The 26,061-nt window shown below is 68.7% G+C and carries 25 protein-coding genes; 15 read left to right on the top strand and 10 right to left on the bottom strand.

Annotation, left to right across the window (positions count from 1 at the left end):
* Nucleotides 1–112: 112 nt before the first annotated feature.
* A complete protein-coding gene (locus H0B43_RS03040) occupies nt 113–415 on the top strand; it encodes a DUF4193 domain-containing protein (RefSeq protein ID WP_087555838.1) in 303 nt (100 codons plus the stop codon).
* A 46-nt stretch (nt 416–461) separates the two neighbouring features.
* Here the strand turns inward: H0B43_RS03040 and H0B43_RS03035 are convergent, their stop codons facing one another.
* A complete protein-coding gene (locus H0B43_RS03035; protein WP_185729350.1) occupies nt 462–983 on the bottom strand; it encodes a DUF3093 domain-containing protein in 522 nt (173 codons plus the stop codon).
* 35 nt (nt 984–1,018) lie between these two features.
* Between H0B43_RS03035 and dut the strand changes: the two genes are divergently transcribed.
* Nucleotides 1,019–1,540, top strand: a complete 522-nt coding sequence (gene dut, locus H0B43_RS03030; RefSeq protein ID WP_185729351.1) for a dUTP diphosphatase — start codon at nt 1,019–1,021, stop codon at nt 1,538–1,540.
* Nucleotides 1,541–1,542: 2 nt separating this feature from the next.
* Nucleotides 1,543–2,385 (top strand): DUF3710 domain-containing protein, encoded by an 843-nt coding sequence (locus H0B43_RS03025; protein ID WP_185729352.1) that lies wholly within the window; start codon nt 1,543–1,545, stop codon nt 2,383–2,385.
* A 7-nt stretch (nt 2,386–2,392) separates the two neighbouring features.
* On the opposite strand, the gene H0B43_RS03020 is transcribed toward H0B43_RS03025, so the two are convergent.
* Nucleotides 2,393–3,106: an alpha/beta fold hydrolase gene (locus H0B43_RS03020; RefSeq protein ID WP_185729353.1), complete on the bottom strand. Its 714-nt coding sequence runs from the start codon at nt 3,104–3,106 to the stop codon at nt 2,393–2,395.
* A 137-nt stretch (nt 3,107–3,243) separates the two neighbouring features.
* Here H0B43_RS03020 and H0B43_RS03015 point away from each other — a divergent pair, with 137 nt between their 5' ends.
* The gene (locus H0B43_RS03015; protein WP_005240856.1) at nt 3,244–3,621 is read left to right on the top strand and encodes an OB-fold nucleic acid binding domain-containing protein; all 378 of its coding nucleotides are present in this window, start codon (nt 3,244–3,246) and stop codon (nt 3,619–3,621) included.
* A 28-nt stretch (nt 3,622–3,649) separates the two neighbouring features.
* Nucleotides 3,650–4,411: a DUF3159 domain-containing protein gene (locus tag H0B43_RS03010; RefSeq protein ID WP_185729354.1), complete on the top strand. Its 762-nt coding sequence runs from the start codon at nt 3,650–3,652 to the stop codon at nt 4,409–4,411.
* Between the two features lie 66 nt (nt 4,412–4,477).
* Here H0B43_RS03010 and H0B43_RS03005 read toward each other — a convergent pair whose 3' ends face one another.
* Both H0B43_RS03005 and H0B43_RS03000 read right to left on the bottom strand, forming a co-directional pair.
* The gene (locus H0B43_RS03005; protein ID WP_005240868.1) at nt 4,478–5,137 is read right to left on the bottom strand and encodes a TrkA family potassium uptake protein; all 660 of its coding nucleotides are present in this window, start codon (nt 5,135–5,137) and stop codon (nt 4,478–4,480) included.
* A gap of 48 nt (nt 5,138–5,185) precedes the next feature.
* Nucleotides 5,186–5,851, bottom strand: a complete 666-nt coding sequence (locus H0B43_RS03000) for a TrkA family potassium uptake protein (RefSeq protein WP_185729355.1) — start codon at nt 5,849–5,851, stop codon at nt 5,186–5,188.
* 162 nt (nt 5,852–6,013) lie between these two features.
* On the opposite strand from H0B43_RS03000, the gene H0B43_RS02995 reads away from it, so the two are divergent.
* The 3 genes from H0B43_RS02995 to H0B43_RS02985 all read left to right on the top strand — a co-directional run bounded on the left by H0B43_RS02995 (nt 6,014) and on the right by H0B43_RS02985 (nt 9,831).
* Nucleotides 6,014–8,008, top strand: a complete 1,995-nt coding sequence (locus H0B43_RS02995) for an APC family permease (protein WP_185729356.1) — start codon at nt 6,014–6,016, stop codon at nt 8,006–8,008.
* Nucleotides 8,009–8,021: 13 nt separating this feature from the next.
* A complete protein-coding gene (locus H0B43_RS02990) occupies nt 8,022–9,290 on the top strand; it encodes a class I SAM-dependent RNA methyltransferase (RefSeq protein ID WP_185729357.1) in 1,269 nt (422 codons plus the stop codon).
* Between the two features lie 82 nt (nt 9,291–9,372).
* On the top strand, nt 9,373–9,831 hold the full coding sequence (locus tag H0B43_RS02985; RefSeq protein WP_185729358.1) for a MarR family winged helix-turn-helix transcriptional regulator: 459 nt from the start codon (nt 9,373–9,375) through the stop codon (nt 9,829–9,831).
* On the opposite strand, the gene H0B43_RS02980 is transcribed toward H0B43_RS02985, so the two are convergent.
* From H0B43_RS02980 to glsA, 4 genes are all read right to left on the bottom strand, one after another.
* Nucleotides 9,828–10,484 carry an SIMPL domain-containing protein gene (locus tag H0B43_RS02980; protein ID WP_397517523.1) on the bottom strand — a complete coding sequence of 219 codons (657 nt, stop codon included), beginning with the start codon at nt 10,482–10,484 and terminating at the stop codon, nt 9,828–9,830. The two genes, H0B43_RS02985 and H0B43_RS02980, sit on opposite strands and share 4 nt — an antisense overlap.
* Nucleotides 10,485–10,486: 2 nt before the next feature.
* Nucleotides 10,487–11,326, bottom strand: coding sequence for an ABC transporter permease (locus H0B43_RS02975; RefSeq protein ID WP_185729360.1), 840 nt, complete (start codon nt 11,324–11,326; stop codon nt 10,487–10,489).
* On the bottom strand, nt 11,323–12,285 hold the full coding sequence (locus tag H0B43_RS02970) for an ATP-binding cassette domain-containing protein (protein ID WP_185729361.1): 963 nt from the start codon (nt 12,283–12,285) through the stop codon (nt 11,323–11,325). Before H0B43_RS02970 ends, H0B43_RS02975 begins: the two co-directional genes overlap by 4 nt.
* A 102-nt stretch (nt 12,286–12,387) precedes the next feature.
* The gene (gene glsA, locus H0B43_RS02965) at nt 12,388–14,208 is read right to left on the bottom strand and encodes a glutaminase A (RefSeq protein ID WP_185729362.1); all 1,821 of its coding nucleotides are present in this window, start codon (nt 14,206–14,208) and stop codon (nt 12,388–12,390) included.
* Nucleotides 14,209–14,460: 252 nt separating this feature from the next.
* Here glsA and dxs point away from each other — a divergent pair, with 252 nt between their 5' ends.
* Nucleotides 14,461–16,404, top strand: coding sequence for a 1-deoxy-D-xylulose-5-phosphate synthase (dxs, locus tag H0B43_RS02960; RefSeq protein ID WP_185730131.1), 1,944 nt, complete (start codon nt 14,461–14,463; stop codon nt 16,402–16,404).
* 69 nt (nt 16,405–16,473) lie between these two features.
* Here dxs and H0B43_RS02955 read toward each other — a convergent pair whose 3' ends face one another.
* Entirely contained in the window at nt 16,474–17,871 is a 1,398-nt protein-coding gene (locus H0B43_RS02955; protein WP_185729363.1) for a sugar porter family MFS transporter, read from the bottom strand.
* 96 nt (nt 17,872–17,967) lie between these two features.
* Nucleotides 17,968–18,984, bottom strand: coding sequence for an iron-siderophore ABC transporter substrate-binding protein (locus H0B43_RS02950; RefSeq protein WP_185729364.1), 1,017 nt, complete (start codon nt 18,982–18,984; stop codon nt 17,968–17,970).
* Between the two features lie 293 nt (nt 18,985–19,277).
* On the opposite strand from H0B43_RS02950, the gene H0B43_RS02945 reads away from it, so the two are divergent.
* Genes H0B43_RS02945 through H0B43_RS02920 form a run of 6 tightly spaced genes read left to right on the top strand, consistent with a single transcriptional unit; the run spans nt 19,278 to nt 26,057 of the window.
* Complete coding sequence (locus tag H0B43_RS02945) at nt 19,278–20,057, top strand: GntR family transcriptional regulator (RefSeq protein WP_185729365.1); 780 nt, start codon at nt 19,278–19,280, stop codon at nt 20,055–20,057.
* On the top strand, nt 20,054–20,281 hold the full coding sequence (locus H0B43_RS02940; protein WP_185729366.1) for a ferredoxin family protein: 228 nt from the start codon (nt 20,054–20,056) through the stop codon (nt 20,279–20,281). The genes H0B43_RS02945 and H0B43_RS02940 overlap by 4 nt, the downstream gene beginning before the upstream one ends.
* Before the next feature lie 16 nt (nt 20,282–20,297).
* Nucleotides 20,298–21,725 carry an ABC transporter substrate-binding protein gene (locus H0B43_RS02935; protein WP_185729367.1) on the top strand — a complete coding sequence of 476 codons (1,428 nt, stop codon included), beginning with the start codon at nt 20,298–20,300 and terminating at the stop codon, nt 21,723–21,725.
* Nucleotides 21,722–22,582, top strand: coding sequence for an ABC transporter permease (locus H0B43_RS02930; RefSeq protein WP_185729368.1), 861 nt, complete (start codon nt 21,722–21,724; stop codon nt 22,580–22,582). The genes H0B43_RS02935 and H0B43_RS02930 overlap by 4 nt, the downstream gene beginning before the upstream one ends.
* Nucleotides 22,579–23,358, top strand: coding sequence for an ABC transporter ATP-binding protein (locus H0B43_RS02925; protein ID WP_185729369.1), 780 nt, complete (start codon nt 22,579–22,581; stop codon nt 23,356–23,358). The genes H0B43_RS02930 and H0B43_RS02925 overlap by 4 nt, the downstream gene beginning before the upstream one ends.
* Entirely contained in the window at nt 23,358–26,057 is a 2,700-nt protein-coding gene (locus tag H0B43_RS02920; RefSeq protein ID WP_185729370.1) for a fumarate reductase/succinate dehydrogenase flavoprotein subunit, read from the top strand. The genes H0B43_RS02925 and H0B43_RS02920 overlap by 1 nt, the downstream gene beginning before the upstream one ends.
* The last annotated feature ends 4 nt before the right edge of the window (nt 26,058–26,061 follow it).

Raw genomic sequence — 26,061 nt, 5'->3', positions numbered from 1 at the left:
GCCGCAGGGTGTGATCTGCGCCGAGGCGGTTTACGGGTGGACGGTCGACCGGCACACGGTTCGACGTACCGCGCGGGCCGGGATACAGGGAAGAAGATGAGGGGAAGGCGACATGGCAACTGACTACGACGCACCGCGGCGAACAGAGTCCGACGAGGTTTCGGAGGATTCGCTGGAGGAACTGAAGGCGCGACGTAACGAGGCTCAGTCGGCTGTTGTCGACGTGGACGAGTCCGACACGGCGGAATCGTTCGAACTTCCCGGCGCGGATCTGTCCGGCGAGGAACTCTCGGTGCGCGTCGTGCCGAAGCAGGCCGACGAGTTCACGTGTTCGAGCTGCTTCCTGGTGCACCACCGCAGCCGGCTCGCCAGTGAGGCGGGCGGAGTGCTGGTGTGCAGGGACTGCGCGGCCTGAGCGGCGGCAAGTACGAGAGGCGGACGGTGGGAGGCCCACCGTCCGATCAGTCGCCGTCCGCCTGTGGGCGCGCACGGTTGACCGCGGCCAGCAACTCCGCAGGCCGACGGGTGCTGATAAGCCAGTAGGGGGTCGGGTCCTCGGGGTCGTCGAGCACGATCAGTGCCATCGGCTTGACCCACGCGCGGTGCTGAACGAAGGCTGCGGGGTCGAGCTGACGACCGAGCGCCGCACTCTTCGCCGAACCGGGCACCTCCGCGACCCGCGCAATGACGTCCACCGGGAGATGCGCCTGTCCGACCCGCAGGTGGACGCCATTCGGTTCCTCGACGACCTCGACGCGGAGGCGGCTGAGCCAGACGAGTCCCCAGACGGGCAGGGGAAGCAGCAGAACATACGGTAGCCATGCGCGGATGCCCGGCGCACCCATGTGCACCTCCGCGGCCAGCAGACCCGCGACGAACAACCCCACTGCCCACCACCAGACGGGCACCCACAGGCGCTCCGAATACAGGGTGGGCGAGGTGTGATCGGTGGGCGCGACATCGGGCCGGGACGTTTCTGACACCCGACCAGGATAGTCGGTGTCTGAGAGTAGGCTCGGTGCACGTGAGCGACCTATCTCCCGGCCCTTCCTCTGCCGCGACCCCCGCCCTTCCGCCCGTCGCCCTTCAGCGCCTGGACCCGGACATTCCGCTGCCGCAGCGCGCGCACGACGGCGACGCCGGTGTCGACCTCTGCAGCACCCTCGACGTGACCATCGAGCCGGGACGCCGCGTCCTCGTCGGAACGGGCGTCGCGATCGCGCTGCCGCTGGGCACCGTCGGACTCATCCATCCCCGGTCGGGACTCGCCGCCAAGTCGGGGCTGTCGGTGGTCAACACCCCCGGCACCATCGACGCCGGATACCGGGGCGAGATCAAGGTGTGCCTGATCAATCACGATCTCGAGACGCCGATCGAGATCCGCCGCGGCGACCGGATCGCCCAACTCGTCGTGCAGCGGGTCGAACTGGTGTCGTTCGTCGAGGTCGAGTCCCTCGACGGCACCACCCGTGGCAGCGACGGACACGGGTCGAGCGGCGGCCACGCCAGCCTCGTCGGCAATGCCAGTGAAGGAGCCTGAACATGTTCGGACGTCGTAAGAAGGGCAAGGAAGCAGAGGACGGCACGCCCGATGTCTTCGAGGACGCCGAGACGGACGCCGCCGACGACGGCACGGAATACGACGACTTCGACGCCGTCACCGAGGTCGACGGCGGACCGTACGACGCCGACGACCTGGAATCGGGCGCCGATCTCACAGTCGGTGAGGTCGGGACCCGACTCGACCTCGGTTCCGTCCTCGTGCCGATGCCGCAGGGTGCCCAGTTGCAGGTTGAAATGGCGCCGGACGGTTCGCCGCAGGCCGTGCACCTCGTCACCCAGCACGGGCGCGTCACGGTGGCGGCATATGCCGCCCCGAAGTCGCCGGGCCAGTGGCGCGAGGTCGCCGGCGACCTCGCCGAATCTCTGCGCAACGACAACGCGACGGTGAGCGTCGAGAGCGGACCGTGGGGCCGCGAGGTGTTCGCCGTCACCCCCAACGCCGACCTGCGTTTCATCGGCGTCGACGGCTACCGCTGGATGGTGCGGTGCGTGGTCGCGGGGCCGAGCGGTGGCAACACGTCCGATTCGGAACTCGTCGCGACCGCCCGGGCAATCCTGCGCGACACCGTCGTCAAGCGGGGAAACGAGCCGAACCCGGTGCGGACCCCGCTGCCGGTGGTCCTGCCCGAGGCGCTCGCTCAGCAGTTGGCGGCCGCCCACCAGCAACAGCTGGCGCAGCAGCAGGGCGCCGCCCCGCAACAACCTGCCGCGCCGCAGCCCGGGCCCGTCCCGCAGGACGAGGCGCAGGCACCCCAGGCCCCGGTCCAGCCGCAGCAGCGTCGCGGCGAATCGGGTTCCGCGATGCAGCAACTCGGCCGCTGACGGCAGCTCAGGCCGTGTGCAGTACCGAATCCAGCGCCTCGAGTCCGGCGTAGCCGAGGACGGCCGGATCGGCACCGATCTCGTCGAGGGTCACGGTGACCAGTGCGGCGTGCGGTAACAGTTCGGACCAGGTCCGGGCGACCTCGAGTGGGTGCACCGCGTCGTCGACGGCGGCGGCGATGCCGACCGGCACGACGATGCGCCCCAGGTCGTCCGTGCTCGGGGCGTGGTACGCGGAAGCCTCGTCGAGTGCGGCCGGGAGGTGCGGCCACTGCGACCGCCAGGATTTGGCCAGTTCCCGGCCCAGCCAGGGCGGACTGGTCGCGATCATCTCGGCGGTGACCTGTTCGAGGCCGTCCGCCCGCAGCCGGGCAGCGGTGAACCGGGCGCTGGCGGCGGCGGGGGCGTCCGCGCCGGTCCCGGTCCACGCCGGCAGCGCCGCGAGGACCCCGGCGGTGCACAGAGGGTGTGATCCTGCCCACTGCAACGCCACTGCCGCCCCGATCGAGACCCCGCCGACGATGATCCGGGAATGCTGCGCAGCCGTGGCGTCGAGTGCGTCCAAATAGCTGCCGACGACCCGTCGCGGGTCGGGTTGGACTGCGACCGTACGCACTCCGCGGCAGGCCAGAGGCTCGGTGAAGGCGCGGGCCACGAAGTCCGCGTCGGATCCCGTTCCCGGGAGTACCACGGCTACGGCCGGCCGGTCGTCAAAGGGCATGAGGTGATCTTGCCTCGTCCCCGGCAGCACCCTTTCCGCTGGTGTGGTTGCCGGGAACCAATGGGTCTACAGTGGCGAATACACAGCCCTACGAGCGGCGCGAAGATCTCGCGTCGCACATGCTCCAGGAGCGCGCAATGGCACCCGCCACGGCAGGATATTTTCGTCGGCTGACTCGCAGGCTCACCGAGGACCTCGAGCAGCTGGACGCCGAGGAAATGGCCGAGACGTCACAGGCGTCCGGCGCACAACGTGCCTGCGACTGCAGCCGCGGTGAAGAGGTCACCATGCTGGGACGGCTCCGCAGCGTCGAGGCGTGTCCGAAGTCCGGGAACGCCAGCATCGAAGCCGAATTCTTCGACGGCACCGAACAGATCAAGTTGGTGTGGATCGGCCGGCGGCGGATTCCGGGGATCGAGCCGGGCAAGACCCTTCTCGTTCGCGGACGCGTCGGCGAACGCGACGGCCAGAAGGTGATCTTCAACCCGTATTACGAGCTGCGCGGCGAATCGTAGGGTCCGTCTCGTGTGGCACTCTCGTCGAGTGACCGAAACGAAGCAGCAATCCATACTCGAACAGCTCGGTGGGATCAGCGGGCTGGTCTATTCGACCCTGCCCATCCTGGTCTTCGTCCCGGTCAACGCGGTGTGGAGCCTGGGTCCGGCGATCTGGGCCGCCCTGGGTGTCGCGGTCGCCATTCTGGTCTGGCGTCTCGTGCGCCACAGCCCCGTCCAGCCCGCGGTCTCCGGGTTCTTCGGCGTCGGCATCTCCGCATTCATCGCGTACCGCACGGGTGATGCCAAGGGGTACTTTCTGTTCGGCATCTACACGAGTCTCGCGTACGGGGCGGTGTTCCTGGTCTCGATTCTGGTGCGCCGGCCGATCGTCGGACTCATCTGGGGGTTCCTCAACGGCCACGGCAACCTCTGGCGGCGGCATCGCGGCGCGGTGCGTGCCTACGACGTCGCAACGGGCGCCTGGGCGCTGGTGTTCGGGGCCCGGTACGTCGTGCAGTCGCAGCTCTACGATTCCGACCAGACCGGCTGGCTCGCCTTCGCACGCATCGCGATGGGCTGGCCGCTGGCGGGATTGGCTCTGCTGGTGACGATCTGGGCGGTGCGGCGGGCCGACCGCATCGTCGAACCCGGACCGTCCGAGGAGGCCGCCGTGCCGAACGATGACACCGGGGCCGCCGTGCCGAACGATGACACCGGGGCCGCCGTGCCGACCGACGACACCGAGGCCGCCGTGCCGACCGACGACACCGAGGCGGGCGGTCCCCGCGAGGAGCCCGGCCGACCGTAGTCGGGGCCCCCGCCGTGGGGCTCTAAGTTGTTGCGCCGACGGCGAAGTCGATCGCCCGCGCCGCAATCACGAGAGTCCGACGGCGGCCCGGAGGTCGTCCTCGACGTCCACGGATGCGACGAACAGCAGTTCGTCGCCGCCCTCGAGCGGATCGTCCTGCTGGGGAACGATCACCCGGCCGCCGCGGAGGATGGTGACCAACGCGGCGTCGCGGGGCAATTGGAGCTTGCGGACGGGTTTCCCGGCGAGCGGAGTGTTGTCGGGCAGCGTGACCTCGACGAGGTTGGCCTGACCCTGGCGCAGCGTCATCAACCGCACGAGGTCGCCGACCGACACCGCCTCCTCGACCAGTGAGGCGAGCATGCGGGGGGTGGACACGGCGACGTCGACACCCCAGGACTCGTCGAACAACCACTCGTTGCGGGGGTCGTTGACGCGGGCGACCACGCGGCTGACCCCGAATTCGGTCTTCGCGAGCAGGCTGAGAACGAGGTTGGCCTTGTCGTCGCCGGTGGCCGCGATCACGACCTCGTAGGTTTCGAGGGACGCCGTTTCGAGGCTGCTCAGTTCGCACGCGTCGGCGTGAACCCACGTCGCCTCGGGCACCGACTCCTGTTCGACGTGCTCGAGTTTGCGTTCGATCAGCATGACGTCGTGTTCGCTGCGGACCAGTTCGCGCGCGATGGAGCGTCCGACTGCGCCGGCTCCTGCGATTGCGACTCTCATCGTGTGCTTCCGTTCGGGTGGTCGATCGTGAATATTCTCACTGTCGTGTCAGTTGTCCGAGGGCGGGGGATTGCCCGCGAGCGCGACGGCTTCGGCCACGGTTCCCGACACGGCAGCGATGTACACCTGGTCGTCGGCCTGGAAGACCGTCTTGCGGTCGGGCAGCACGCCGGTGCCGAAGCGGATGATGAACGCGACACGCGAATTCGTCGCCGCCTCGAGTTCGGCGACCGGCTTGCCGATCCAGTCCTCGTGCAGGGACAACTCGGTGACCGCGACCGTTCCCGAGGGATCCCGCCACTTGGCGGTCTGGCTGTCGCGGGTGAGGGTGTGCAGGAAGCGGTCCGTCGACCAGGGGACTGTGGCGACGGTGGGAATTCCGAGCCGCTCGTACACGGCGGCGCGCTTCGCGTCGTAGATGCGGGCGACGACGCGTTCCACGCCGAACGTTTCCCGGGCCACGCGCGCGGAGATGATGTTGGAGTTGTCTCCGGACGACACTGCGGCGAACGCCTCGGCCCGCTCGATACCGGCCTTGACCAGTACGTCGCGGTCGAACCCCATGCCGACGACGGTGTGGCCGGGGAAGTCGGGTTCGAGACGCAGGAAGGCGGCGGGATCACGATCGATGACCGCGACCTCGTGGCCGATCCGGGTCAGCGAGCCGGCGAGGGATGAGCCGACCCGGCCGCATCCCATGATGACCACATACACCTTGTACTCCGTTCATGGGCTCTGGTGTCACGTCTCGAGTACGTGCGTACCGAATCGAACCGTACAGTGCGCAGACGGAAGAGCAACCGCGACAGAGATCGCAATCCGGACACATTGGTGGGTGAGGGTCCAGCTTTTCCGCGGACGGCTTACGCTTTGGCAGTGTCAAAGCTCTCGACCGCCACAAAGCGGCTACTGCTAGGCAGACCCTTCCGGAGCGACAAGCTCGGGCACACGCTGCTTCCCAAGAGGATCGCCCTCCCGGTCTTCGCGTCCGACGCGATGTCCTCGGTGGCGTACGCCCCCGAGGAAATCTTCCTCGTGCTGTCGGTGGCGGGTATCTCCGCCTACGCCTACACCCCCTGGATCGGCCTCGCCGTCGCCGCGGTGATGGCCGTGGTCGTCGCCAGCTACCGGCAGAACGTGCACGCCTACCCATCGGGCGGTGGCGACTACGAGGTCGCGACCGTCAATCTCGGACCCAATGCGGGACTCACGGTCGGCAGCGCCCTGCTGGTGGACTACGTCCTCACCGTCGCGGTGTCCATCTCGTCGGCGGCCTCCAACATCGGTTCGGCGGTGCCGTTCGTCGCCCAGCACAAGGTGCTGTTCGCGGTCGCGGCCATCGTCCTGCTGACCGCGATCAACTTGCGCGGCATCCGCGAATCCGGTGCCGCCTTCGCGATCCCGACGTACGCATTCATCGTCGGAATGGTCCTGATGTTGCTGTGGGGCTTCTTCCGGATCTTCGTCCTGGGTGAGGACCTGCGGGCCGAATCGTCCGGGTTCCAACTAGAAGCCGAGGATTCCAATTTGTACGGGATCGCGTTCGCGTTCCTCATCGCGCGCGCGTTCTCGTCCGGGTGTGCGGCCCTGACCGGTGTCGAGGCGATCAGCAACGGTGTTCCGGCATTCCAGAAGCCGAAGTCCCGCAATGCGGCCACCACGCTTCTGCTGCTGGGTTCGATCGCCGTCGTGCTGCTGATGGGCATCATCATCCTGGCCCAGAAGATCGGGATCGTGTACGCGCACAGCCCGGCGGAGCAGCTGATCGGCGCCCCGGACGGCTATCACCAGAAGACGTTGATCGCCCAGATCGCCGAGACGGTGTTCGGCGGGTTCCCGATCGGGTTCTATTTCATCGCCATCGTCACGGCCCTGATCCTCGTGCTGGCGGCCAACACCGCATTCAACGGGTTCCCGGTGCTCGGATCGATCCTCGCGCAGGACCGCTACCTGCCCCGTCAGCTGCACACCCGCGGCGACCGCCTGGCGTTCAGCAACGGCATCCTGTTCCTGTCCGGCGCCGCGATCGCCTTTGTCGTCCTGTTCGGCGCCGAGGTCACCAAGCTGATCCAGCTCTATATCGTCGGTGTGTTCGTGTCCTTCGTGCTGAGCCAGACCGGCATGATCCGGCACTGGACCCGGCACTTGAAGTCCGAGAACGACGCCGCCCAGCGGCGGCGGATGCAGCGTTCCCGGGTGATCAACTCCATCGGCCTCGCCATGACCGGCGCCGTGCTCGTCATCGTGCTCATCACGAAGTTCGCGGCCGGCGCGTGGATCGCGATCGTGGCCATGGTCGCGATCTTCGTCGTGATGAAGCTGATCCGGAAGCACTACGACAGCGTGGCGCGGGAACTCGAGGAACAGGAATGGGACGGGGTGCTGCCCAGCCGGACGCACTCGATCGTCCTCGTCTCGAAGCTGCACATGCCGACGATGCGCGCGCTCGCGTACGCCCGGGCCACCCGGCCGGACACGCTCGAGGCGATCACGGTGAATGTCGACGAACCCGACACGCGGGCGCTCGTGCGTCAGTGGGAGAAGAGCGACATCGCGGTGCCGCTGAAGGTGATCGAGTCGCCGTACCGGGAGATCACCAAACCGGTTCTCGACTACGTGCGCCGCGTCCGCAAGGACTCGCCGCGGGACGTGGTCACCGTGTTCATCCCCGAGTACGTGGTGGGGCACTGGTGGGAGCAGATCCTGCACAACCAGAGTGCGCTGCGACTGAAGAGTCGTCTGCTGTTCCAGCCGGGTGTCATGGTCACCAGCGTTCCGTGGCAGCTGAACTCGTCCGAGAAGGCGAAGACCCTGAACATCGAATACACGGCCGGGGCCTCGCGCCGTGGCTACGAACCCGACGAGAAGTGACGGGCGAGACGCGTTGAGTGAGAACTGGTTGGACCGCCGCCTCGAACTGCGGCTGGGAAATCCCGGGCACGGCGGTTTCGTCGTCGCCCGGCACGAGGGCCGGGTGGTCTTCGTCCGGCACGGACTGCCGGGTGAGCGGGTAACGGCGCTCGTCACCGAAGACCGCGGCGGGTCCTACTGCCGGGCCGACGCGATCGACATCCTCGACGCGTCCCCGGAGCGGGTTACGCCGGTGTGCCCGGTATCGGGCCCCGGTGGCGCGGGCTGTTGCGACTTCTCGCACGCGAGCCTGCACGTGCAGCGGGACATGAAGTCTCAGGTGGTGTCGGAACAACTGGTGCGGCTCGCGCGGGTGCAGCGGGACGTGGAGGTCGAGGAGCTGCCCGGCACCGGGAACGGCACCGGCTGGCGCACGCGGGTACGGCTCGCCGTCGATCAGGACGGACGCCCCGGCTACCACCGGCACCGCAGTTCGGGCATCGTCACCGACCTCGCGTGCCCGCAGATCGACGCCGCCGCCTATGACGGTGTGGGTGAAGGTGAGTGGCGGCCGGGCAGCGAGGTACAGATCGTTCTCGACGGCACGGGGGAGCGGCACGTCGTCGAGATCGCTCCGCCGAAGGTGTCGCGGACCGGCCGGACCAGTCCCGGGCGGCGCGGCGCCATGGCACGTCGCGCGGCCGGTGGTGCCCCGCGCGCCGAGCGGGTGGTCGTCGGTTCGGGTCGTCCGGTGGAACGGGTGGGCGACCGCGAATGGGTGCTTGCCGCCACCGGGTTCTGGCAGGCGCACCGCGGCGCCGCGGACACGTATTCGGCCGTGGTCGCCGACTGGGCCGGGATGTCCGCCGGGGAGACCGCCTGGGATCTGTACGGCGGGGTGGGAGTGTTCGCCGCGGCCCTCGCGGGACATGCCGGACCGTCGGGGCAGGTGGAGTCCGTCGAGTCCTCGCGCCAGGCCGTCTCGGACGGGAAGGCCGCGCTGTCCGACGTTCCGCAGGTGCGTTTCCACGCCGACCGGGTGGAGCGCGCGATCGCCGGGCTGACCGCTCCGCCGCGCGTGGTGGTGCTCGATCCGCCGCGTGCGGGTGCGGGGCGGGACGTGATCGATGCTGTGGCGGCCGCGGGCGCCGAACGCGTCGTGCACGTAGGATGCGATCCGGCGTCGTTCGCCCGCGACATCGGTCTCTACCTCGGGCACGGATTCCGGCTCGACGGGCTCCGCGCGTTCGATGCGTTCCCGCTCACCCACCACGTGGAGTGCATCGCGTTGCTGACCCGCTGAACGCCGGGTCGCATCGTTGTTTACCGAACGCAACTTTACGTATAGTCGAGCCGCACAGAAGTAGTGGTGGGACGGGGACTGGATGTCGGTACAGGCAGATACTGCGCAAGCGCTCGTCGATGCGGTCTTCGCACTCGGGCGATCGTTGCGGGCGGTCGTCGCCGCCGGGGGTGAGACACCGCTCGCGCCGGCGTTGACGAGCGTGCTCTTCGTGCTCGCCGCGCGGGGGGAATGCCGGCAGAACGAACTGGCCACCGATCTGTGCGTCAGTCAGTCGTCGCTCAGCCGGCAGATCTCGGAGTTGGTCGAGGCGGGTTACGTGTCCCGGACAGCGGACCCCGACGACAAGCGTGCCTCCCGAATCCGGGTGTCGCCGAACGGAATGGACATTCTGCGCGAGACCACCGAACGGCGGGCGGAACGGCTGCGCGGCATGCTCGAAGGCTGGTCCCAGGAACAGGCCCTGGCCGCTGTGACGGCGCTGACCCAGCTCAGCGATACGTTCGCCGCGTCGGTGCAGCAGCGCGGTCCGCGGGTCTAAGTCAGGCGCCACCGCACCCGGACATCGACCCGTGTCGGTTTCTCACCCCGTTCGACGGGGATCGGGGAGTCGGCCGCCGCGAACGCCTTCACGACCGGCCGCGGCGACACGTCGCCGGTGTCGACTTCCGAGATCTCCAGCACCTCGCCCAGCGCGCGATGCGACAGCGAGGCGTACTGCTCAGCCTTCGCGAGCGCGTCGGCCCAGGCCCGCTCCCGGGCGGTGGCCGTCAGGGCGGCGGGGTCGGCGAAATCGAATTCGAGTCCGCCGAGGCGGATGTCGTCGCCGCCCGCGCCCACGCAGTCCGCCACCACCTGTGCCGGTGACGCGGCGGACGCGCCGTCGGCGCGGACGGTGATCTGCAGCGTCGTGGCCGCGGTGTAGCCCGTCACCTCGCTGCCCCGGCCCTCGGTCCAGGTGGTTTCCGAGTGCACGGACAATCCGGTGGTCGCGAGGTCGGGGCCCGAGACACCGTGGCCCTGTAGAACATCGGTGACGGCCGTGGTGGACCGGGACACCGCCTCGAAGGCGGCAGCGACCGCGGGACGTGTCGCCGTCACGGTGACGGTGGCACGGACGAGATCCGGAACCGCGGACACGATTCCGGATCCACGGACCGTCACCGAGCGCTCGGCGGGTTCGAGGGTGGCCACCGTCACGACTTACGGTTGTACAGCCGCATCGTCAACGGTCCGAAGATCACCACGAACCCGGCGCACCAACCGAAGACGACGGCGAGGTCGGCCATCTCGACCGACCCGGCCATGAGCCCGCGGATGGACGTCACCAGCGTGCTGATCGGGTTGACGCCGACGAATGCCTGGAGCCAGCCCGGCATGGTCGCGGGATCGACGAAGATGTTGCTGGCAAACGTCAGCGGGAACAGGATGAACATCGACACGCCCATGACGGCCTGTTCGGTGCGCATGAGCATCGCGAACATCGTCCAGATCCACGACAGGCTGAACGAGAACAACAGCAACAGTCCGGTCGACGCGACCACGCCGACGAGACCGCCGTCCGGGCGGAAACCCAGCACCAGCCCGAGGATCAGGACGATGATCGAGGCGATGGTGTAGCGGACGACGTCACCGAGCAGTGCGCCGACGAGGGGTGACGGCCGCCAGATCGGGAGCGACCGGAACCGGTCGAAGACGCCCTTCTCGATGTCCTTGTTGAGCGTCAGGCCGGTGTACATGGTGATCATGACGACCGTCTGCACGAGGATGCCCGGCAGCAGGAACTGGACGTACGCGCTCGTCGATCCGGCGAGTGCGCCGCCGAAGAGGTACGTGAACATCAACGTGAACATGATCGGGAACATCGTCACGTCGAACAGTTGCTCGGGGACGTGCTTGATCTTGAGCAGAGCCCGCCACCCGAACGACAGCGACGTGGACCAGGCGGTGGGTCGCGCCGGCCGCGGGCCGGGCATCTGCAGGACGTCGGCGACAGCGGTGGCGGTGTCGCCGGTCCGGTCGGTGGTGGAGGTCATGACGCATTCTCCTCGGTGGGTCGGCCGGTGAGGGAGAGGAAGACTTCGTCGAGGCTCGGTTGCCCCAGTGCGAACGTGCTGACGGCGATTCCGGCGTCGTCGAGTGCGGGCAGCGCCCGCGAGACCCGGGTCGCGTCGTCGATGCGCGCGGTGAGAGCGGCCGGGTCGGATTCTTCCATGATCGGCACCTCGAGCACCTGCCGCAGCAGCGCCGCCGCCGCGGGTCGGGTGGCGACATCGGTGACGCGCACGTGCAGCGCGCCCGAGCCGACGGACGCCTTGAGTTCGCCCGTGGTGCCCTCGGCGATGACCTTGCCGTGATCGATGACGGCCACCCGGTCGGCGAGCTGGTCGGCTTCGTCGAGGTACTGCGTGGTCAGCAGAACCGTCGTCCCGCCGGCCACCAGGGCCCGGATGATCTCCCACACCTGGTTGCGGCTGCGCGGGTCGAGTCCGGTGGTGGGTTCGTCGAGGAAGATCATCTCGGGAGTGACGATGATGCTCGCCGCGATGTCGAGCCTCCGGCGCATACCGCCGGAGTAATTCTTCACCTGCCGGTTACCCGCCTCCTCCAGTCCGAAGGCGGCCAGCAGCTGTTCGGAGCGGGTGCGGGCCGCGGCCCGGGAGTACCCGTACAGCCGGCCGAGCAACAGCAGATTCTCGGTGCCCGTCAGATCCTCGTCGAGCGACGCGAACTGTCCGGTGAGGGCGACCTTGCCGCGGACGGCGTCCGGTTCGCTCGCGACGTCGTGCCCGAGCACGGTGGCCGTTCCGCCGTCCAGCGGCAGCAGCGTGGCCAGCATGCGGATCGCGGTGGTCTTGCCCGCCCCGTTCGGTCCGAGGACGCCGTAGACGCCGCCGAGCGGGACGGCCAGATCCAGGCCGTCGACGGCGCGGGTGGATCCGAAGGTCTTGACGAGCCCTGTCGTCTCGATGGCGAGCGTGGTCGCTGTGAGCATTGCCCCCTGCTTTCGATTACGGCGTCGTCGATTCGGAGCCCCCAGCCTGTCCGATTTCTCCGAATTGGGCAACGGGTTTTCCCGAGGTCATCGGGGAGCCGATCACATGCTGTCGCTCTGCCGCAGCAGGGACCGTAGCATCACGTCGAGCTGTTCGTAGGCGCCCGACGCGAGACGCTCGAGCAAAGCCAACTTGAGTTTCGGTTCCTCCGAGGCCATTTCGAGGTAGCGCTCGGACGTCAGCACCGCGACCGTCACCGGGGTGTCGGCCCGGACGTCGTTGAGGAACCGGGAATCGAGCATCATCGTCATCTCCCCGAAGCTCATTCCCGCCGACAACGTCATGATCCGGTGCACGGCACCCGACGGGTCGGTGACCGTGGAGCTGACCTGCCCGGACAGGATGAGGAACAGCCCGCACGCGCGGTCGCCCCGATGAACGATGAGTTCACCACGGGCATAGGAGCGAGTGACGAGGTCGCGGGTGAACCGCCGGAGTTGCTCCGGGGTGAGGCTGGACAGCATGGGATGCCGGTCGATCGTGACGGACGACGGCTGACGGGCCGTGCTGCAGTGCCGTTCGAGGAGGATGTCCTCGCACCACTGCACGGCGGCGTCGAGGTCGGCGAACACCCGGCCCGACTTCCCCGACAGGTCGGAGTAAGTGTTGCCGAGCAGTCCGGCCGGGTCGACGAACGCGATCGCGCACCCACGGGCGGCGAGGTCGGCCCGCAACGCCTCGAACATCCGGCGCGCTACACCGCTGACGTCGTCGACGCGCCGGACGTCGACGACTACCACGTCGAGCTCCTCCTCGACGGCGCCGATCTCGCGAACGGCGCTCTCCGCGCCGGCGAACAGCAGATCCCCGTGCAGTTCGTAGATCCGGCTGCGCTTGCCGACGTCGTCGAGGGCGGCGCGCTCGGTGGGGGAGCGCCGCATCCGCGAGGGGGCGTCCGTCACGGAGTACCGGGCGCGGACAGCGGCGCGGGCGGCGCGCGTGACGTGCAGGAAGTGCAGTTCCAACTCGTTCGACAGCGCCCGGCACGCCTCGACGCCGCGGACGCTGTTGCCGTGGGAGTCGAGGCGCGGCGAGTAGATCGCGATGCCGATCTGCCCGGGAAGGACGGCGACGATGCCGCCCCCGACCCCGCTCTTGGCGGGCAACCCGACCTCGTACACCCATTTACCTGCGGCGTCGTACATGCCGCACGTCGACATCACGCTGAGGACCCGCTCCACGAGAACCGGCTCGAGCACCGTGTCCCGGGTGACGGGGTTGACGCCGTTGTTCGCCATCGTCGCGGCCATCAGGCTCAGGTCGCGGCACGTCACGTCGAGGGAACACTGGCGGAAATACAGGTCGACCGCCTCGTCGGGGTCGTCCGTGATGATGCCGAACGAGCGCAGCATGTGTCCGATGGCCCGGTTGCGGTGCCCGGTCCGGAACTCGGATTCGTACACCGATCGGTTGAACGTCAGGTCCCGTCCCGCGTACCTCGAATACGTCGACCGAATCCGCTCGAACCGGGTGTCGACGTCCGGCCCGGCGATCAGCGACGCCGCGGTGATCGCCCCGGCGTTGATCATCGGATTGCGGGGCCGCTCCGTCCGCGGATCGAGGCTGATCTCGTTGAACGGCTCCCCGGACGGTTCGACGTCGATCTTCTCGGCCACGGCGTCGGACCCGCGATCGGCGAGGGCCAGGGCGTAGGTGAACGGTTTCGAGATGGACTGGATCGTGAAGGGGAGCCGGGTGTCGCCGACCTCGTACACGTAGCCGTCCACGGTCGCGATGCAGATGCCGAACGAGTCGGGGGCGACGGCGGCGAGCTCGGGAATGTAGTCGGCGAGCTCGCCGCCGCGATTCGCCTGGGTTGCGGTGAAGACTTTTCCGATCAGCGCGTCCACGACGGTGTTCATGAGTCGACCCTAGAGGCTGTTCACGACGCTGTCGGGGGTTCCGTCCGGTCCGCCCGGCGACGCAATTGTGTGAACCCGGTCACGGCTGTGGCCGGAATGCCCGAGGACGAACCCGCACTACGGGGCCGCGGCGGCCGGTACCGTGTGTCCCTCGCTTCCGCGGCTCCGTAGACTGGTTCCACTGTGACGTGACACGAAAGCCACGTGGCAGAGGCACGCACGGTCGCGTGCATCACGGAGGGAGCGATCTCGTTGGGTGTTCTTGCCCGTATCCAGACGCCTGACGATCTTCGTCAGCTGAATTCGGCGGAGATGAAACAGCTCGCCGCCGAGATTCGTGAGTTCCTCGTCCAGAAGGTCGCGGCGACCGGCGGGCACCTCGGCCCCAACCTGGGCGTCGTCGAGCTGACCCTCGCACTGCACCGCATCTTCGATTCGCCGGCCGACCCGATCATCTTCGACACGGGCCACCAGGCGTACGTCCACAAGATCCTCACCGGCCGCAAGGACGATTTCGACTCGCTCCGCAAACAGGGCGGCCTGTCCGGCTACCCGTGCCGGGCGGAGAGCGACCACGACTGGGTCGAGTCCTCCCACGCGTCGGCGTCGCTGTCCTACGCGGACGGCCTCGCGAAGGCGTTCGAGCTGACCGGCCAGGACCGACACGTCGTGGCCGTCGTCGGCGACGGCGCGCTCACCGGCGGCATGTGCTGGGAGGCGCTCAACAACATCGCGGCCGGCAAGGACCGCTCGGTGGTCATCGTCGTCAACGACAACGGCCGCTCGTACGCGCCGACCATCGGCGGGCTCGCCGACCACCTCGCGGCCCTCCGGCTCCAGCCGGGATACGAGCGCATCCTCGACAGCGGTCGTCGCATCGTCAAGAAGCTTCCGTGGGTGGGTCGCACCGCCTACTCGGTTCTGCACGGCATGAAGGCGGGTCTCAAGGATGCCGTCGCCCCGCAGGTGATGTTCACCGATCTGGGCATCAAGTACCTCGGACCGGTCGACGGACACGACGAGGCGGCGATGGAATCCGCGCTGCGCCGCGCGAAGGCGTTCGGCGGACCGGTCATCGTCCACGCCGTCACCCGCAAAGGCATGGGCTACGCCCCCGCCGAGAACCACGTGGCCGATCAGATGCACTCGACGGGCGTGATCGACCCCGTCACGGGTAAATCCGCCGGAAACGCGGCCGCCGATTGGACGTCGGTGTTCTCGGCCGAGCTGATCGATCAGGCGAGCCGCCGGCAGGACGTCGTGGCGATCACCGCCGCGATGGCGGGCCCGACAGGTCTCGCGGCGTTCGGCGAGAAGTACCCCGACCGCATGTTCGACGTCGGGATCGCCGAACAGCACGCCGTGACGTCGGCTGCCGGCCTCGCGCTCGGGGGTCTGCACCCGGTGGTCGCGGTCTACTCGACATTCCTCAACCGCGCCTTCGATCAGTTGCTGATGGACGTGGCGTTGCTGAAGCTGCCCGTTACCCTCGTCCTCGATCGCGCCGGCATCACCGGCAGCGACGGCGCCAGCCACAACGGCATGTGGGACATGTCGCTGCTGGGGATCGTCCCTGGGATGAGGGTCGCCGCCCCCCGCGACACCGCCACCCTGCGGGAGGAGTTGGACGAGGCCCTGACGGTGGACGACGGCCCGACCGCGCTCCGCTTCCCGAAGGGCACGGTCTGTGACGACGTCCCCGCGGTGCGCCGTCTCGACGGTGTCATCGACGTCCTCCGTGCCCCCGCCGGGCGGAACGACGTACTCATCGTGTCGGTCGGCGCGTTCGCCGGACTCGCGCTCGCAGCAGCGGAACGCCTGGAGCAGCAAGGCATCTCGGCGACCGTGGTCGACCCGCGGTGGGTCCTGCCGGTCCCGGAGTCGCTGGTGAAGTTCGCCGAGGACTACACGATGGTCGTCACCGTCGAGGACAGCGGACTGCACGGCGGTGTCGGTTCCACCGTCTCCGCGGCGCTGCGGTCGGCCGGGGTCGACGTCCCCTGTCGTGATCTCGGTGTTCCGCAGCGGTTCCTCGACCACGCGTCGCGGGCGCAGATCCATGCCGAGCTGGGTCTCACCGCACAGGACGTCGCCCGGCAGATCACCGGGTGGTTCGCCGGTCTCGGGAACCTGCGCGCCGGGCAGCAGAACGGCGTGGTCGCCGACCTCGACGCGCGGCGGGCGGAGAAGCAGTAGCGCCGACCGCCCGACACGAGAAATCCGGCCGAATCACAGTGTGATTCGGCCGGATCCGTGTCTGCTGGGTCAGGTGTGCATCTCCTCGAGCTCCATCCCCTTCGTCTCTCGGACCTTCATCCGGACGAAGAAGTAGGACAGTAACGCGAAGAACGCGAACAGTCCGTACAGGAACCACAGCCCCACCGACCGGGTGAGCGGCGGGAACGAGAGGGTGACCGTGAAGTTCGCGATCCAGTTCGCCGCCGTGCTGATGCCGAGTGCGTAGGCGCGCATGTTGTTGGGGAACATCTCGCCCAGCATCACCCACATGATCGGACCCCAGGTGGCGGCGAAGAAGATCACGAACAGGTTGGCGCCGACCAGGGCGAGCGCCCCCCACGGGCTGGGGAGTACCACGTCGTCGCCGCTGCCGGTCGCCTGGGAGAAGGCGATCGCCGCCAGGAGCAGGCTCAGGAACATGCCGAGCGAGCCCACCTCGAGCAGAATCTTGCGGCCGACCCGGTCGACGAACAGGATCGCGACGAACGTCATGCCCACGTTGATGATCGCGGTGATCACCGACGTGGTGAACGACTCGTTCTCGGTGAAGCCCACCGACTTCCAGAGTGTGGTCGAGTAGTAGAAGATCGCGTTGATGCCCACGAACTGCTGGAAGATGGCCATGAAGATGCCGACCCAGACCAGTGGCTGGAGCCCGAACTTGGGGCCGCGGATGTCGTCGAACGACGCCGTCGACTCGCGGCGGAGGGTGAGCCGGATCTCGGTGACGCGCTCGTGCGGGTCGACCTCGCCGGTGATGTTCGCGAGGATGTCGGCGGCTTCCTGATCGAGGTGCTTGCCCACGAGGTACCGCGGGGACTCGGGGATCATCAGGGCGAGAACGCCGTACACGACCGCGGGGACCACGCCGACGATGAACATCCAGCGCCAGGCCTCGAGGTTCAGCCACAGCTCGTTGGAGGCGCCGCCCGCGGCGTTCTGCAGCACCGCGTCAGACAGCAGTGCCGCGAAGATGCCGAGCGTGATGGCCAGTTGCTGCAGCGACGCCAACGCGCCGCGGTAGCGGGCCGGGGCGATCTCCGAGATGTACGTGGGCGCAATGACCGACGCGATACCGATGCCGAGGCCGCCGAGGACGCGCCACAGCATCAGGTCGGGGACGCTGAAGGCGAGGCCGGCTCCCAGCGAGGACACCACGAACAGCACCGAGCCGAGCAGCATCACTTTCTTGCGGCCCCAGCGGTCCGCGAGGCGGCCCGCAAACCATGCGCCCACAGCACATCCGAGCAGGGCGATCGCCACGGCGAAGCCCGTGAAGAACGACCCCAGCTCGAAGTGGTCCTGGATGGAGTCGACGGCGCCGTTGATGACCGAGCTGTCGAAACCGAAGAGGAATCCCCCGACCGCGGCGGCTACGGTGACGCCGATGACCTTCGCGGTGTGTCTTTCGGACATCTGCGTCATCGCATACCTGCTTTCGACGAGCGTTCCTGATGCGGGCACAACCGAACTAGGTGTACCGGAATACGTTACGCCCGAGACCGCCTGTCAGGCGGGAGTTCAGGCACCCGCTTTCTTCGCGGCCTCGCTGAGCGGTGGTGTCAGCTTGTCCAGGACCCAGGGCGTCGCGAGTACGCTCGTTTGGCTGAGCCCCGAGATGATCTTCGTGTCCGACAGCGGGACGGCGGTACCCCGGCCGATGGCGCCGAGATTCGCGTAGGCCGGGTTCGCGGCCACGGTGGTGTTCTCCGGGACGAACGCGACCACGACGTCGGCGTCGACATCGGAGATGTTCTCCACCGAGATGTCGGCGAAGAACTTGTCGGGGTCGTTCGTCGAAGCCAGCTTCTGCACGCCAGGCGACACGGTGAACCCGAGCTGCGTGAGCACCTGGACGCGGGGATCGGACGGCATGTAGACGTTGACGGTCGCGGCGTCGGTGTCGAAGTTGATCACCGAGATCGTCTTGCCTGCGAATTCGGGATGCGCGGCGGCCGTCCGGGCGAGGGTGTCGTCGAGACCTGCCACGAGCCGTTCCGCCTCCGCGCTCTTGCCCAGCGCCTGTCCGACCAGCGTGGTCTGGTCCTGCCACGTGGTCTGCCACGCCTTGTCCGGGTACGCCACGGTGGGGGCGATTCCCGACAGCTTCTCGTAGGTGGCCTGGTCGAATCCCTCGTACGGGGCGAGGACCACGTCCGGCGCCAGCGAGGCGACCGACTCGATGGGGGTGGACGTGGCCGCGTCGAGCAGGGTGGTCTCGGCCGGATCGAATCGGTCCTGCAGCCAGGGCATCACCCCGTTCGCCTCGGCACCGTACGCGTACTCGGGCATGCCGACCGGTGTCTGGCCGAGTGCGTACACGACGTCCTGGGCGTTCCATCCGAGTGTGACGATGCGCGCGGGCGACGCGTCGAGGGTGGTCGAGCCGAACGTGTTGTCGATCGTCACCGGAAAGCCCGCACCGGCCGCTTCCGTGGTGCCTCCGCTGTCGCCGGACGAGCACGCGGCGAGGAAGAGGGACGAACTGGCCACGACGAGTGCGACGGCGATCTGGCGTCGGGCGGTGGGTGCGAACACGGCAACGGCTCCTTCGGGAGGGGATTAGAAGGTAAGCCTAACCTAGGCTTGCGGCCCGATCCGCGGACGTCGCCACTTCGAATCAGCGTGATTGCAAATCCCGGGATCGGCGCGACCTGGCGCATTACCCGGTGGAGGTCGCGTTCACGCAGGTGAGGCGCGCCCGTCCCGTCGCGGACCCGGCCGATTCGCACGAGCGGTCCGAGTGCCCGTCCGACGCGGCTCCCGGCCCGGCGGAGTGCCGTTAGCGTGAGTCTTCGTCCAGCTCACACGCACATTCGACGAAGGAGACCGTGGTGGCGAATCCGACTCCCCTCCAGGCGGCGTCGCGCAGTTCCCGCGCGGATCATGCGCGCAGATTCGCCGACCTGCTCCGTCAGCAGGTCCACGCGGATGCCTTCGTCGAGCGGGGACTGCCGTCGGAATCGGAACTGGCCGCCGAGTTCGGCGTGTCGCGCAACGCGGTCCGTGACGGGCTGGCACTGCTCAAGCAGGAAGGGCTCATCGACCGGGCCCCGCGCGTGGGAACCCACGTGGCGCGGCGCAAGTACGACCACGGACTGGGCGCCCTGCTCGGCCTGAAGGAGACGCTCGAGGGGCACGGCGAGGTCCGCAACGACGTGCGCGCGGCGGTGGAGATCGCCCCGCCGCCCGCAGTCGCCCGCCGACTGCAGCTGGGGGCGGGCGAACCCGCCGTCTACATCGAGCGGGTCCGCTACCTCGGCGACCTGCCGCTCAGCCTCGACCTGACCTATCTCGTTCCCGACATCGGAGCCGAGATCCTCGGGCGCGACCTCGAATCCAACGACGTGTTCGCGCTGATCGAGGAGGTCTGCGGTCAGCCCCTCGGCTCGGCCGACCTCTCGATCGAATCCGTCAACGCCGACGCACATTCCGCCGCGAACCTCCAGACGCCGGAGGGTGCGGCGCTGCTGCTGCTCGAACGCCTCTCCCGGCTCGTCGACGGACGTCCCGTCGACCTCGAATACATCCGCATGCGCGGTGACCGAATCACCATGCGCGGCAACCTCGTCCGCCGACCCGACATCACGAACTGGGAGCTCACCTCATGACCTTGGTCAACCAACGGGCCGACGTGCCCGTCACCATCGACGAGTCGCTGTGCATCGAGGGCTGCACTCTCTGCGTCGAGATCTGCCCCCTCGATTCGCTGGCGATCAATCCCGACAACGGCAAGGCGTTCATGCACGTCGACGAATGCTGGTACTGCGGCCCCTGCGCGGCGCGCTGCCCGACCGGCGCCGTCACCGTGAACATGCCCTACCTCCTCCGCTGACCGAAAGACCACTGAGATGAAGCGACGCTTTCCCGCCGCCGCGATCGCCGCCGCGGCACTGACACTCGTGGCGACGAGTTGCTCCCTCGAACCGGCCACCGCCGACGGTGACGCGGTGACGGTGGTGATCGGGTACCAGTCCAAGACGATCAACACCGTCACCGCCGGAACCCTGCTCCGCGCGCAGGGGTACCTCGAGCAGCGACTGCAGGAGGTCACCGAGCAGACCGGGACGAAGTACTCCGTCGAATGGCAGGACTACGACACCGGTGCGCCGATCACCGCGCAGATGGTCGCCGAGAAGATCGACATCGGATCGATGGGCGACTACCCCATGCTGATCAACGGTTCCCGGACCCAGGCGAACCCGCGGTCGAAGACGCAGATCGTGTCGGTGACAGGCTACAACCCCAAGGGTGCCCTGAACATGGTGGTGGTGCCGCCGAACTCACCGGCGACCACACTCGGCGATCTGGCGGGCCGGAAGGTGTCCGCGAGCGTCGGCTCGGCGGGCCACGGCACCCTCGTCCGGGCGCTCGACCGCGCCGGGATCGACCCGGCCACCGGCGTCGAGGTGCTGAACCAGCAGCCGCAGGTCGGAACCTCGGCACTGGAATCCGGTCAGGTGGCGGCGTTGTCGCAGTTCGTCGCCTGGCCCGGACTTCTCGTCTTCCAGGACAAGGCCAAACTGCTGTACGACGGCGCCGAACTCCACACGCCGACCCTGCACGGAGTGGTGGTCCGGGACGTCTACGCCGACGAACACCCCGAAGTTCTCGACGCGTTCCTGCGGGCACAACTCGACGCCACGCAGTTCATCCGCACCCAGCCGCTCGAGGCGTCTCGGATCGTCGCCGACGCGAGCGGGCTGCCCCAGGAGGTCGTGTACCTGTACAACGGTCCGGGTGGCACGTCGTTCGACACGACACTCAAGCCCGGGCTGATCGATGCGCTGAAGAACGATGTGCCGTACCTGAAGTCGATCGGCGACTTCGCCGACCTCGACGTCGGGGGTTTCGTGAACGATGCGCCGCTCCGGTCCGCGTTCGAGGCCGACGGGCAGAACTACGACACCGCCCTGGCGTCGACGGCCAATCCGGCCGCCGTCACCGGCACCGACCCGGTGTGCGCCGCACCGGCGGACGATCCCGCTCTCGCCGGGGAGGTCTGGATCGACGGCGCGGCCACCCAGCCGGCCGCGAACCCGACGTGCCTGCTGCGGGCGGTGAAGCAGGCCCGGGCCGAGGGCCGCACGGTGCGCTCCGCCTACGTCCCCGACGCCGAGCTGGGCACCCGATGGTTCGCGGACAAATCGGTGTGGGTCCGCGACGGCGACACCTTCCTGCCGTTCACCACCGGCGCCGCGGCCGACCGTTACCAGCGGGCGCACCCCACGGGCGCCGTGATCACGTACGACCGCGCGGTCGAGGAGGTCCGGCAGTGACCACTCTGGAACGGTCGGCCGTTCTCGCAGACACCGAATCTGCTGTGGAAGAACATGATCCGGCCACGACCGGCCGCCGGGCATCGCCGTGGCGATCGCGGTTCATCCGGATCGCGTCGGTCGCGGCCGCGATCACCGCATGGCAGTTGCTGACCGCCCACGACGTGCGGATGTGGTTGCGGTTCGACACCCTCCCCACCGTCACCGGCGTCGTGTCCGCGTTCGGCACCCAGCTGCAGACCGAGCTGTTCTACCTCGACCTCGGGCAGTCGCTGCTCCGGATCCTCAGCGGATTCGGGCTCGCGACCGTGGTCGGCGTGGCCACCGGAATCGCCCTCGGCCGATCGGAACTCTTCGCCGACGTCCTCGGGCCGTTGACGGAACTCGCCCGGCCGATCCCGGCCATCGCGGTGGTGCCCGTCGCGATCCTGCTGTTTCCCAGCGACGAGGCGGGCATCGTGTTCATCACGTTCGTGGCTGCCTTCTTCCCGATCATGGTGAGCACCCGGCACGCGGTGCGGGCCCTGCCGACGCTGTGGGAGGACTCGGTGCGCACGCTGGGCGGCGGGCGCTGGGACGTGCTGTCCCGGGTGGTGCTGCCCGGCATCCTGCCCGGCGTGTTCGGCGGACTGTCGGTCGGGATCGGTGTGGCCTGGATCTGTGTCATCTCCGCCGAGATGATCTCCGGCAGGCTCGGAGTCGGGTACCGCACTTGGCAGGCGTACACGATCGTCGACTACCCCGGCGTCTTCGTCGGGATGATCACCATCGGCATCCTCGGGTTCGTCACGTCCGGCGCAGTCGAACTGCTCGGCAGACGCGTCACCCGCTGGCTGCCGCGAGGGGAGCGCGCATGACCACCACCGCGGCACCGTCCGTGACCGCCGGAATGTCGCTGGTCCTCGACGACGTGACCCTATCCTACACCGGCAACCCGGTCATCCGTTCGCTGTCGCTGACGGTGGTCCCGGGTGAGATCCTCGTGCTCACCGGACCTTCCGGCTGCGGAAAGTCCACCGTGCTGCGCGCCCTGGCCGGTCTGCTGCCACCCGATTCGGGCGGCGTCGTCGCCGACGGCGCGGTCGTGACGACGACGTCCCGGGACCGGGCCGTCGTGTTCCAGGACAATGCGCTGCTTCCGTGGCGCACGGTGCGCTCCAACATCGAGCTGGCCCTCGCACTACGCGGCGAACCCCGCAAGGGGCGGCGGGACGTCGCCGATCGCTGGATCGCGGAGGTCGGCCTCACCGGGTTCGGGGACTTCCTGCCCAAGAACCTGTCCGGGGGCATGCGGCAGCGGGTGCAGTTGGCGCGCGGCCTCGCCGGGGCGCCCCGGGCGGTGATGATGGACGAGCCGTTCGGCGCACTCGACACCCAGACGCGCGGCGTCATGCAGCGACTGCTCGTCGACACGTGGAGCACGCACCCGACGACCGTCGTGTTCGTGACCCACGACGTGGACGAGGCGGTGTTGCTGGGTGACCGCGTCGCCGTGCTCGGCCGCGCCGGCGAGCCGCTGCGCGCACTCGTCGACATTCCGCACCCGCGGGACCGTGATCGCCTCGACCACCCCGACACCCGTGCCGCGCGCGCCGACGTTCTCGCCGCGCTGAACCACACACCGGAGAACTGATGGACATCCCCGACCTCGCCGACACCGTCCGTCTCGATTGCGACGTCCTCGTCATCGGAGGCGGCACCGCCGGCACGATGGCGGCACTGACCGCGGCCGAGAACGGCGCGAACGTGCTCCTGCTCGAAAAGGCGCACGTGCGTCATTCCGGGGCGCTCGCCATGGGAATGGACGGGGTCAACAACGCCGTCATCCCCGGCAAGGCCGAACCCGAGGACTACGTCGCCGAAATCACCCGGGCCAACGACGGAATCGTCAACCAGCGCACCGTGTATCAGACGGCGACCCGCGGATTCGCGATGGTGCAGCGCCTCGAGAAGTACGGCGTGAAGTTCGAGAAGGACGAGTACGGCGAATACGCGGTGCGCCGCGTGCACCGCTCCGGCTCGTACGTGCTGCCGATGCCCGAGGGCAAGGACGTGAAGAAGGCGCTGTACCGGGTGCTGCGGCAACGGAAGATGCGGGAGAGGATCCGCATCGAGAACCGGCTGATGCCTGTCCGTGTGCTCACGGAGAACGGCCGGGCCGTCGGCGCCGCCGCGCTGAACACCCGCACCGGCGAATTCGTCGCGGTCGGGGCGAAGGCGGTGATCCTCGCGACCGGTCCGTGCGGGCGGCTCGGGCTGCCGGCGTCGGGATACCTCTACGGAACGTACGAGAACCCGACCAACGCCGGTGACGGGTACTCGATGGCCTATCACGCCGGCGCCGAGCTGAGCGGCATCGAATGCTTCCAGATCAATCCGCTGATCAAGGATTACAACGGCCCGGCCTGCGCGTACGTCGCGAACCCGTTCGGCGGCTACCAGGTGAACGCCGAGGGGGAGCGGTTCGTCGACTCCGACTACTGGTCGGGGCAGATGATGAGCGAGGTCAAGAGCGAGATCGAATCCGCGCGCGGACCCATCTACCTCAAGGTCAGCCACCTCCCGGAAGAAACCCTCGGCACCCTCGAATCGATCCTGCACACCACCGAACGACCCACCCGCGGCACGTTCCACGCGAACCGCGGCCACGACTACCGCAGCCACGACATCGAGATGCACATCTCCGAGATCGGCCTGTGCAGCGGACATTCCGCATCCGGCGTGTGGGTGGACGAGCACGGCGCGACCACCGTCCCGGGGCTGTACGCCGCAGGCGACCTCGCCTGCGTCCCGCACAACTACATGATCGGCGCGTTCGTCTACGGCGACCTCGCCGGGGCACACGCCACCGGCACCCTGCCGGGTGTCGAGGCGCCGGCCGCGTTGCCCGCGGAGCAACTCGCCGCCGCGCACGAGCTGATCTACCGGCCGCTGCGCAACCCGGACGGCCCGCCTCAGCCGCAGGTCGAGTACAAGCTGCGCCGCTTCGTCAACGACTACGTCGCACCGCCGAAAACGGCGGCCAAGCTGTCGATCGCCGTCGAGACGTTCGAACGGATGGCGGGGGAGATCGCCGGGATGGGCGCCGTCACCCCGCACGAGCTGATGCGCTGCGCGGAGGTCACATTCATCCGGGACTGCGCCGAGATGGCGTCCCGCAGCTCGCTGACCCGGACCGAGAGTCGCTGGGGGCTCTACCACGAACGCGCGGATCTGCCGGACCAGCAGGACGACACATGGGGATACCACCTGAATCTGCGCCGCGGCGAGAACGGCGACATGGAATTCCTCAAGCGGCCGGTGGAACCGTACTTCGTGCCGGTCCCCGGACTCGATTCCCTTCCGCCCCAGGACCGGACGGTCCTGCCCGTCGCGCAGCCTCCGCTGGTCGGGGGTCGGGCGCCGGTGGAGGAACGCTCCCGCATCGCGGCGCCGGTCCGGCAGGAGGCGTCGTCACCGGCCATCGTCGCGGTCCTCGGACTCGACTCCCCGAGCGTTGCCGAACTCGCACCGTATCTGGGCGACGCCGACCCGCAGGTCCGCGTCACGGCGCTGTCGGTGCTGACGGAGGGAACCCCCGACGGATTCGGGGGCGCGGTGATCGCGGCGCTCGGCGACCGGGACGTCACGGTCCGCCGCGCCGCCGCGGACGGTCTGCGCGAACTCGTCGAGGTGCTGCCGTCCGCCGACGGGTTGGCCGGGCACCTGGGGTCGGGTGACGCCGTGGTCCGGGCCGCCGTCGTCGACGTTCTGCGCGCCCTGCACGCGGGTTCGGCGGAACAGTTCCTGACCGCACTGTCCGACGGCGACCATCACGTCCGGATCGACGCGGTGCGCGCGCTGGTGTCGCTGGACCGATGGGAGTCGGTGGCCTCGGGGGCACAGGACGAGAACCGGGAGGTGCGGATCACCGTCGCGCAGGGACTGGCGACCGTCGGGCTCGGCGGCGTCGACACCGTCCGGTTCCTGGCCGGCGATCGCGATCCGCTGGTCCGGGCCGCCGCGCTCGCCGCGTTCGCCGGTCTGGGCTGCCGCGGAGACGACGTGGCCCTCGCGGTGTCCGGCCTGCGGGAGCCGGCGTGGCAGATCCGTCAGGGCGCGGCGCGGGCCCTCGCCGGGGCGGAGCCCGGAGACGCGGTACCAGCGCTGGCGGACGCCCTGACGGATGCGCACCTCGACGTGCGCAAGGCCGCCGTCCTCGCACTCGGCCGGTGGCCCGGTGACCGCGCCGCCGTCGGTGCGCTCACCACCGCACTCGAGGACACTGACGCCGACGTGCGGGCCTACGCCCGCCAGGCGCTCGCCACCGCCGACCAGGTCCCCGTCCCCTGAGCAC

This window comes from Rhodococcus sp. 4CII (assembly GCF_014256275.1).
GTDB lineage: Bacteria > Actinomycetota > Actinomycetes > Mycobacteriales > Mycobacteriaceae > Rhodococcus_F > Rhodococcus_F wratislaviensis_A.
This window is presented reverse-complemented; position numbering and strand designations above follow the sequence as displayed.